9 protein-coding genes are annotated in these 9,443 nt (G+C 29.3%); all 9 read right to left on the bottom strand.

Features of this window, described 5'->3' with window-relative positions:
* Positions 1-69: 69 nt before the first annotated feature.
* Positions 70-702 carry a hypothetical protein gene (locus ACP15M_RS14360; protein ID WP_425077893.1) on the bottom strand — a complete coding sequence of 211 codons (633 nt, stop codon included), beginning with the start codon at positions 700-702 and terminating at the stop codon, positions 70-72.
* A gap of 144 nt (positions 703-846) precedes the next feature.
* Entirely contained in the window at positions 847-1,638 is a 792-nt protein-coding gene (locus tag ACP15M_RS14355) for an FRG domain-containing protein (RefSeq protein ID WP_425077892.1), read from the bottom strand.
* Between the two features lie 153 nt (positions 1,639-1,791).
* Entirely contained in the window at positions 1,792-2,463 is a 672-nt protein-coding gene (locus ACP15M_RS14350; RefSeq protein WP_425077891.1) for a hypothetical protein, read from the bottom strand.
* 152 nt (positions 2,464-2,615) lie between these two features.
* A complete protein-coding gene (locus ACP15M_RS14345) occupies positions 2,616-2,993 on the bottom strand; it encodes a hypothetical protein (protein ID WP_425077890.1) in 378 nt (125 codons plus the stop codon).
* A 160-nt stretch (positions 2,994-3,153) separates the two neighbouring features.
* On the bottom strand, positions 3,154-3,843 hold the full coding sequence (locus ACP15M_RS14340) for a hypothetical protein (protein WP_425077889.1): 690 nt from the start codon (positions 3,841-3,843) through the stop codon (positions 3,154-3,156).
* A 145-nt stretch (positions 3,844-3,988) separates the two neighbouring features.
* A complete protein-coding gene (locus ACP15M_RS14335; RefSeq protein ID WP_425077888.1) occupies positions 3,989-4,546 on the bottom strand; it encodes a hypothetical protein in 558 nt (185 codons plus the stop codon).
* A 165-nt stretch (positions 4,547-4,711) separates the two neighbouring features.
* The gene (locus ACP15M_RS14330; protein ID WP_425077887.1) at positions 4,712-6,472 is read right to left on the bottom strand and encodes a hypothetical protein; all 1,761 of its coding nucleotides are present in this window, start codon (positions 6,470-6,472) and stop codon (positions 4,712-4,714) included.
* Between the two features lie 148 nt (positions 6,473-6,620).
* Positions 6,621-8,603, bottom strand: a complete 1,983-nt coding sequence (locus ACP15M_RS14325) for an AAA family ATPase (RefSeq protein WP_425077886.1) — start codon at positions 8,601-8,603, stop codon at positions 6,621-6,623.
* 193 nt (positions 8,604-8,796) lie between these two features.
* Positions 8,797-9,443 (bottom strand): hypothetical protein (locus ACP15M_RS14320; RefSeq protein ID WP_425077885.1); only part of this gene is annotated, 647 nt, incomplete at its 5' end.

Below are 9,443 nucleotides of genomic sequence, written 5' to 3'. Positions count from 1 at the left end.
GAAAATTCCGCAGGAATTTTCCGAGTACACACGAACCGAACAATGAATTATACACGTTGTTGTGCATAGTTATTTTATTCTTGTGTAAAATGTTCTAACTTCTTCGGCTAAAGCCTTTTTTCTTTCTTTTCTGTCAATAATCATATGTCGATGGTCAAGAATCAAATAGCTCGTTCCTTCAGAGTCAGTTTTTAGTTTAACAAACAATCTATCTTTCCGTTTATGCTTCTCAACATTGAACTCCCAAACTTCATTATTCGCAAAAACGACGCTTCTTGTATTTAAAAAATTCTTGTGATTAAATTCAGGAGTTTTTATTTTTTCAATTCTTGCGGCAATGCTGTCACTTTTGTTTTTAAAAAAGGCGATTGAATCTTCTTTAACGATAATCTTTTTAAAATCAAACATATCAGTCTTTAATTGCTTTAATTCCCATTTGCCTTTCCATTTTTTCATTTCCTTTTTTTGAGCAATTGGTAGTAATGAATCAATTCGAGCATTTGCTTTACGCTTAAATTCTGTTTCTGGTGCATAAGTTCCACATACAAATTGATACTTAAATAATGCTTTTTTAAGTTTATTTCGCTTTAGATATTTTTCAGCTTCTAAAAAGAGTTTTTCCTGTTTTTCTTCTTTAGATAATTCTTGTGCACAAACACTGGTTGTTATCAAAATTAATAATATGATTAGCTTGTTTTTCATAATTATGCACAACGGTCTCGGCTATGAGTAGTTGCGTGGTTTAGCACTTAACTTTGCAAGTACGCACCAAACTGAAAATCCGCGAGGATTTTCAGAAGTAGGCGAGAACAAGCAATTACTTATAGCCATTGTTGTACAGCGTTTTTATTTTAAGTTATATTTTTCTTTTAATTCGCCAATTAAAGTCTCGATTTCATCGTCATATCTAACATAAACAGTATCTTCATTTATGTTAAAATCCAACAAATAATCAAGTAAATTTTGCTTGGAACTTGGATTTATGGTGTATTTCAACATTTTATCTCTTAAATGGTTTTGATTTTCCATTGGTTCAATTGACTTCTCGGAATTTTGAAAAGTGAATTTACCAGATTGAAAAGACCTTCTTTGTTCAGCAATTTTATCTTTAAAATCATCTTCTACGTAAAAACTACTATTTGATATAAGGTCAATATTTTTATCAAATGGGTCAATTCCAAAATGTTCGTCACAAGACCAGTTTAGAGGACTTTTGAATATCCAAAATTGTCCAACTTCAGTTTGATTACTTTCGACTGCAAAAAATAATGCAATTTTAGGGTCAATAGTCCAGTCTAATAATCTTGTAGGAATTCTAAAATGCTGAATTTGTTCAATCCATCTCCAATCATTTTCAAAGTCATTATCAAAATCAGTCAGTTGTATGTATTTTGTTGTGTTTGGACTTTTATTAACCATTTTTTTGAAATCCGAAATGATTTCTGCTTCGAGTTTATTTAGCTCTTCTTTTGTTTTAACATACCGGCTAATTCCAGGCTTTAAAACATATGAATCTTTTGATTGTCCTCGATATAATTCTTGATATTGTTCTCCAATAAAAGGGATTCGTCCATTTCGAATATCATTAACAATTCTTTCGAAATCATCTTTATTATTAATGTCAAATTGTTCTTTCAAAATGTTGGTTTTAAATGCTGTACAACGTGTTTGTGTATGATTTCGTTGTGTTGGCTAGTACTAAGTTAACAAAAAGAAAGCAAACCAGAGGAAAATTCCGTAGGAATTTTCCGAGTACACACAAACCGAACAATGAATTATACACGTTGTTAGCTACTGCCTTTTATTCCATTCTGAGTTAGAAATAATTTCAGTCAGTTCCAATGTTCGTTTTGTTCCATCAGAATATTCCTTTTCCATTTTCACAAGTCCAAGCCCTTTTGCGTAATAACTAAACTGACTATATTCATATTTTTGGTTGGTTTTCGGAACTTCTGTTTTATAGAATCCCTTAAATTTTAAAGCTTTATATTCTTTTCCGAGTACATTTACTTTTACTTCTCCGATAAATTCTCGTCTTTTCTCAAACATTACTTTTCCATAATATTCCTCAGTTGCCTCTGAAGAGTAGCGATATGGATTATCAGTTTCCCATTTGAAAACATCTAATTCAATTGGTTTGTTAATTACTTCTTTTTCTTTCTGTCCATTTTCATTGGTTCTATAACTTATAAATTCAAGTAATTTAGAGCCTTCCTTCGTTAGTTCCTCTTTAAAGAATTCGTATTGTATGAATTCAGAGTTGAACGCCTCTGTAATAAGCGTGTTTTCAGTCAGATTGGAAGTTAGTTTCCAATATTCCGTTTTTGATGGTTCAGATTTGCATTCATATTTATACACTTTACCTTTAGTCAAATCAGACATAGGGAAGTAATAATCTTTTATGGAACATCCTGATAAAGTCAGAATTATGATAAAAATTGAAATTAATTTTAGGTATCTCATTTTTCAGGTTGTAGCTAACGTGTTTGTGTATGATTACGTTGTGTTGGCTAGGACTAAGTTAACAAAAAGAAACCAAACCAGAGGAAAATTCCGAAGGAATTTTCCGAGTACACACAAACCGAACAATGAATTATACACGTTGTTGTACTGCGTTATTTTTTTTCAAATATTTTATTCAGTTTTCCGTATTCTTCTTTATACAATTCAAGTCCGTTAATCATTTTTTGATTTTTTAAATTGTCAAGTACAATTTGAGGGTCAAATTTATCATCATTGAGTTTTACACAAATATCCAACGAATTTGTTTTTTTGTCTGCGTCATTTTTAGTCCAAATAAATTCAAAATCATATTCAATCTTATTCAACAAAATAGGCTCCATAATGAAATATGCTAGATTGTCGTCAATAGTAACATCAAGGTTTTCAATTCCATTGTATTCAGAAAGAATTTTTAACGGAAAGATGAAATGATATTTTTTTTCATTCGGAATATAGTGAGATTTCAAAGTCGTATAATCTTGTCTTTTCATATGAGTGAGTTAATGCAGTACAACGAGTTTGTGTATGATTACGTTGTGTTGGCAAGGACTAAGTTAGCAAAAAGAAACCAAACCAGAGGAAAATTCCGCAGGAATTTTCAGAGTACACACAAACCGAACAATGAATTATACACGTTGTTACAAAACGTTTTTATTTATTCTGAGTATAATCACACTTTTCGTCAATAGTTATTGTTTTATTTATAGTGTGATAACTTACTAATTCTTCTTTAACACTTAAATTTCCATAGGAATCAAATAAAAGACGTTCTTTAAAAATTCCACTGGGAATATTCTTTTTACTTTTCCATTCTTCATAAGCGGTTGGAAAGTAAAAAATTGGTAAGTGAAATTTAGTATTTTTATCTACAATATAAATTTCTGTCGCGAGTTTTTTCTTTTTATGTTTTTTGAGTTTTATTGAGGTCAATTTATATCTGTTATATTCTGTTCCATCAATTATTGTGTCATTAAGATTAAAAAAGTCGTATTTTTTAATTCGATCTTTAAATGGATTATTATAATTATTTACATATTGGCAATCAACATTAATAAATTCAGCCTTGTTTAAATCAGATTTTAAAAAGTTAACATTAAATGATATTCCATTTTCATCTTTAAAATCCATTTGATAATTCAAACTATCCAAGTTTGTAATTACAGCTAAATAGTTGTTTTTTTTGGAGTTTGTAAAGTAATATCTCGATATAGTTTTTTTAGCTAGTGAATCCTTATAAAAAGTTAATTTATATTCAATTATATAATCAAATTTATATTGTTTTTGAGAAAAACAGAATAATGTTGATAAGGTTAAAAGTAATATCGGAAGCTGTTTCATCAAATGTTTTGTAACGTGATTGTGTATGATTACGTTGTGTTGGCAAGGACTAAGTTAGCAAAAAGAAACCAAACCAGAGGAAAATTCCGCAGGAATTTTCCGAGTACACACGAACCGAACAATGAATTATACACGTTGTTGTAGGTAGTTATTTTTTATTCCATTCAGGTGAAACACAAGAAATCAGATTGTTTTCATCATCAGTAGTTCCAATATAACCATAACCCTTTTTGTAATAAAACATATATGTTACGTTAGTAAACTCTCCTTTAATGACTAAAAGATCTTTATAATCACAATATGGAGTTTTCAACTTCCCTTTAAAAGACTCTATGGTATATTTACTCTTTTTGTCGGCAGATTGCCAAGATTTTCCTTTTCGGTATTTAGAGTCAAATCTGATGGTTTCTGAATCACAACATTTTTCAAATTGGTAAATTACTCCGTTTTCTTCTCTTAAAAGAAGACTTTCCGTGTTACCATCTTTCCATATTTGAGCATATTCAATGTACTCTTTATCCTTAATTTTTTTTGTTCCGACGATTTCTTCAAAATAATAAGAATCCAGCCATAGTATCTTCTTTTTTTCTATTGTTAAAGGAAAATAGTCTTCATTTTTAAATTCAGAGCAGAAACTTTGTCCGTCGGTTTGAGAGTACAATGGAAGACAAAATATTAATGTTAAAAAAGTAATTGTTAATTTCATTCGAGATTTTTTGTTTTAATTACCTACAACGGGTTTGTATATGAAAAGTAGCGGATTTTACACACTAACTTTTCGGATTACAGCAGACCTTTAATTTATTCATTTTCTTTTGATTAAGCGATTAAACCGCTATTTTTTATATACGTTGTTAGCAAATCGCCCTTTTTATTTCACGAATATATTTGTCAACATCCTTTTTATAGTTTCATTTTCAAGTTTTAGACCAAGAGGCTGTGAAATATCTTGACCTTCAAAAAGATGTAATGATGTATTATATATAATCCCTAATAGAAAATATGTTTCAGGTATATCAATGCCAATACTTTGTGCGAATAGAAGTTTATTCTTAGTCCCATTGGTTTCTTCTATAAATATCCTTTTGTTGTCCGTATCAGGTATTTTATCATATACAAGTTTTTCAATTTGATACCTTACTCCAAAACAGATTGCAATAGGGTCAATTCTACTATTCTCAAATATGTATCTTCGAATTTCGCGAAATATTTTTTTGAAAAACTTTGGCGGTGTTGCCCAATCTATATTTAGTCTCAAGTCAGTAAATTCTGTTGTTAAATCAATTGTTCCATTATTTGGATGAAAATGAAAAAAATATGCATCTACATTGTCCTTAATAGATTCATCTTCCCTATTGTAGATTAACTTTAACAAGTTTTGATTGGATTTTATATTAATCTCTTTAAGGTAGTTAACCTGAATTTTGGAATCATTGAAACAAAAATGATTGAAAAACAAAGGGTCTAAATGTGTCAGTAAGATTGGGAAAATCCTTCTTTTTTTTCTTTTCATTTCATCTATGAATGTAGATATGTAAAATTGAAAAGAAATAAGATTGGCATCATCCATATAATCGAATATTTCATCAATAATTAGGATGCAATCATTTTTTTTAAAGTCTCTACGAGATTTTAAAAGCAATGTTATAAATGTTAGGATATCTCTTTGTCCATTGGAAATTTCGTGAGCCTTTGGCCAATGAACAATTAAACTGTTTTTTTCTTCTTTGGGTTTTATGTCAAACCTGTCTTTTACAGGGTTAAATGAGGAAATAGTTTCTTTATAATGTTGCTTCTCGGCTAAATAGAATAAATATTTACAAGCTTTTTTGAAATTAGCTCCTAAACTGTTTCTAATTTCTAATACTTGCCAAGTAGTAAGGTATAAATCAGCCTCATTCTCAATTTCTGTAAATCCAAATGAAGCAATAATGTTCATTATCTTTTGGAACTCAGGAAGTTCATCAAGATTGGTTAAAACGTTTTCTATTATCCATTGCTTTATTTCGGAACCTTTTGCATCTATTCCATTAATACTAGATAGTTGTGAAGGTATTATAGTTCTATAAGCTTTAAGATTAAATCGACTGAAGTCTATTTCAGTTTCAAGTCGGTAAAATAATTGACTGCTATTGAAAAGATTGGAAATGTTTTTTAGAATTCTATTTCCATTTACTCCAAAAGCACTTTTCAAAGAAGATGAAGAGTAGCCAAAATCGACTTTCTGTGGTATGGTTTTAACCAAAACAGTCGATTTGATTTCAAGAGTTGTTTTAGCGAAACTATAACCGTTAAATGTCTGAACAGTTGATTTTGGTTCTGTTTGATTGTTTATTACGAAAACATCAAAATCAGAACTTATTGTATTTTGATTATCGTCAGCTGATAATATCTTGCCATTTGATAAAGTAAGTGTTAATTCAGGTCTGTTTGCAGTATTATTGTTTAAATAGTTTTTATCATCCAATACTATTTTACTGCTTTTCAATGAATCAAAAGCAGTTGCAAAAGAACTTTTTCCATAGCCATTCGGTGCAACCAAAATATTAGGTTTGTTTGGTGCTAAATGCAATTCAAATTTTTTATTTGAGATGCCTTTTATGTTGGTTATTTCTATGGACTTTATTTTCAAATTATTCTTTGTCTTGGGTGTTTGCTAACGGTCTAGTGTATGATTTCGTTGCGTGTTTAAGCACTAAAGTTAGCAAATAAAGCACAGATAGAAAGTCCGCGAGGACTTTCGTAATTAGGCTTTAACTAGCAATGAATTATACACATTGTTAGCCACTGTTATTTATTTGTTCAAATATACTTATAGTGTCTTTAGGTACAAATGGATAACATTTAGTCATTAGGAATGAGAGCGTATTTTGTATATCTCCTTCGTTTGAGAATTTATTTAATGCAGGAAATATTAATTTTACTTTTTCAACAATCTCATGTCCTTGCATTTTAAGATACCATTTTGGTATATTGATTTCTCGACCATTTAAATACTTTACTACTTGTTTTTCTGAATCAGCTTTAAAGGCAGGGAATTTCTTTTCAAATTCTTTAAAGAAACAATCAGAGAATTCTTGTAGTTTTTGAGAAGGCTCGTTTCCAATAAGATATTGATTGTAGGTATTATCAATGCCAATTAATGCACAAATGTTGTGCGCATTTTTCATCTCAATTAATAAACAAATGATATAGATAGGGTCAAGAATAAAGTTTTCAACACTATATCGTTGCTCAAATCCATGAACAAATACAAAATCTGTAGGTTTATTTTTTAAATCCCAATCGACAATCCCAAATGAAGTTTGATTTCCAGAATCTCTAATTTCTTTAACTATTTTATAAACTTGGGAACAGTTACTCTTACCTGCAGAATTAGATATAAAGTATAATTTATAAGGTAAACTTTGAAATTGTAAATGCTTGTCCTGTAGACTTTGATAATAATTTACATCAGTTGGACTTTCAACGAAAATTTGTCTGTGATTTTTATAATCAATGCTTAAAGTAGGAATGAAACCAGTAAGAATTTTGAGTGCTTTATTTTTGGTGATTTTCTTTAATCCACTATTACTTTCATTTCTCAATTGAAAAATACTGTCTTCATCTGAAAGTGCTATAGTTGAAGGGGAATGAGTAGTTAAAATTACATTAATTTTAAATTTATCAACAAATGTGTCTTTTAACACATCCAATAATAATTTTGACATTTCAGGATGTAAATGCGCATCAGGTTCATCTAAAATCAATAAATCAGGGAAAGTCATGGATTCACCATAATATTCTGTTGTAAATAATTTGATTATTAACCCAATAATTACCTTTTCACCTGAAGACAAGTCAATAAATGGTATAGAAGCATTTGTTGTTTTTTTGTATAACTTAAAATCAATAGGCGCTTCTAAAGTGAAGTCTCTTTTCTCAACACCTTTAAAGTAAAAATTGATACTATGTTTAATGAAAATATCATTAATTAAATCCCATGGTGGAACAAAATTAGAAACAAAATCTGCATCTGAAATGGAATTGTTATCTTCTCCTTCTTCTTTTTTATAAAAAAACTCTTTTCTGTTTATATCTCTTCTTTTTGCATAATTGTAAAAAATTAATTCTACTTGAGATGAAAACAAATCTCCTGAATCAATAAGGTCTTCTTGGATTGGTGAATTAAAGAAATCTGCATCGGTTAATTCTGATTCAGGTTTGTTTTTTAATTTACATAGTTCAGTAATAAAATGGAATACACTAATATTTGCAGAATTGGATATTTGTCTTATTACTGTATTTTCATGATTGAAGTTTATTGAGGGTACGTCATCTAAAGGTCGATTATTTATCTCACAATAATTTTTTTTAACTAGACTTTTATATTCACTTTTGTTTGATAATGATTCTCTTGTTTTTTTAGATTTTATTTTTGACTGTAAATTTTCATCGACAATATATTTTAAAAACTCTTTTCCAGTAGTTGTTAATTTTTTATATAAATCTAATTGCCTTTTCACAATTGCTTTCCATTGGTCATGACTCACTTGAGTTGTTCCAACCTTTTCAATACCCTCAACCTGAACATTATTAATATTTGGGATTAAATCTATACTTATACTATTTACAGATTTGTCATTTGTAAACTTTTTTCCAATTAAATCTAAAAGTTGAGATTTTCCACTTCCATTTTCACCTGTAATAATCGTTAAGTTATTTAATTCTTCACTTTCAAAAGCTTCTAACGATTTATACTTGTCATTTAATTTTATTTTCATTCTTGATTTGGTGTCTTTGATTATTTGGTTTTAGTGGGTTTCTTTATAATTGTGGCTAACGTGATTGTGTATGATTACGTTGTGTTGGCAAGGACTAAGTTAGCAAAAAGAAACCAAACCAGAGGAAAATTCCGCAGGAATTTTCCGAGTACACACGAACCGAACAATGAATTATACACGTTGTTGTGCATAGTTATTTTATTCTTGTGTAAAATGTTCTAACTTCTTCGGCTAAAGCCTTTTTTCTTTCTTTTCTGTCAATAATCATATGTCGATGGTCAAGAATCAAATAGCTCGTTCCTTCAGAGTCAGTTTTTAGTTTAACAAACAATCTATCTTTCCGTTTATGCTTCTCAACATTGAACTCCCAAACTTCATTATTCGCAAAAACGACGCTTCTTGTATTTAAAAAATTCTTGTGATTAAATTCAGGAGTTTTTATTTTTTCAATTCTTGCGGCAATGCTGTCACTTTTGTTTTTAAAAAAGGCGATTGAATCTTCTTTAACGATAATCTTTTTAAAATCAAACATATCAGTCTTTAATTGCTTTAATTCCCATTTGCCTTTCCATTTTTTCATTTCCTTTTTTTGAGCAATTGGTAGTAATGAATCAATTCGAGCATTTGCTTTACGCTTAAATTCTGTTTCTGGTGCATAAGTTCCACATACAAATTGATACTTAAATAATGCTTTTTTAAGTTTATTTCGCTTTAGATATTTTTCAGCTTCTAAAAAGAGTTTTTCCTGTTTTTCTTCTTTAGATAATTCTTGTGCACAAACACTGGTTGTTATCAAAATTAATAATATGATTAGCTTGTTTTTCATAATTATGCACAACG

This window comes from Psychroserpens sp. S379A, from assembly GCF_049800755.1.
GTDB lineage: Bacteria > Bacteroidota > Bacteroidia > Flavobacteriales > Flavobacteriaceae > Psychroserpens.
Note: the sequence above shows the minus strand (reverse complement) of the source record. Positions and strands in the feature narration are given on the sequence as shown.

Excerpts from the sequence above, each read along its gene's own strand:
- ACP15M_RS14335 (WP_425077888.1), bottom strand. The coding sequence starts at position 4,546 with ATGAAATTAACAATTACTTTTTTAACATTAATATTTTGTCTTCCATTG.
- ACP15M_RS14325 (WP_425077886.1), bottom strand. The coding sequence starts at position 8,603 with ATGAAAATAAAATTAAATGACAAGTATAAATCGTTAGAAGCTTTTGAA.
- ACP15M_RS14350 (WP_425077891.1), bottom strand. The coding sequence starts at position 2,463 with ATGAGATACCTAAAATTAATTTCAATTTTTATCATAATTCTGACTTTA.
- ACP15M_RS14360 (WP_425077893.1), bottom strand. The coding sequence starts at position 702 with ATGAAAAACAAGCTAATCATATTATTAATTTTGATAACAACCAGTGTT.
- ACP15M_RS14345 (WP_425077890.1), bottom strand. The coding sequence starts at position 2,993 with ATGAAAAGACAAGATTATACGACTTTGAAATCTCACTATATTCCGAAT.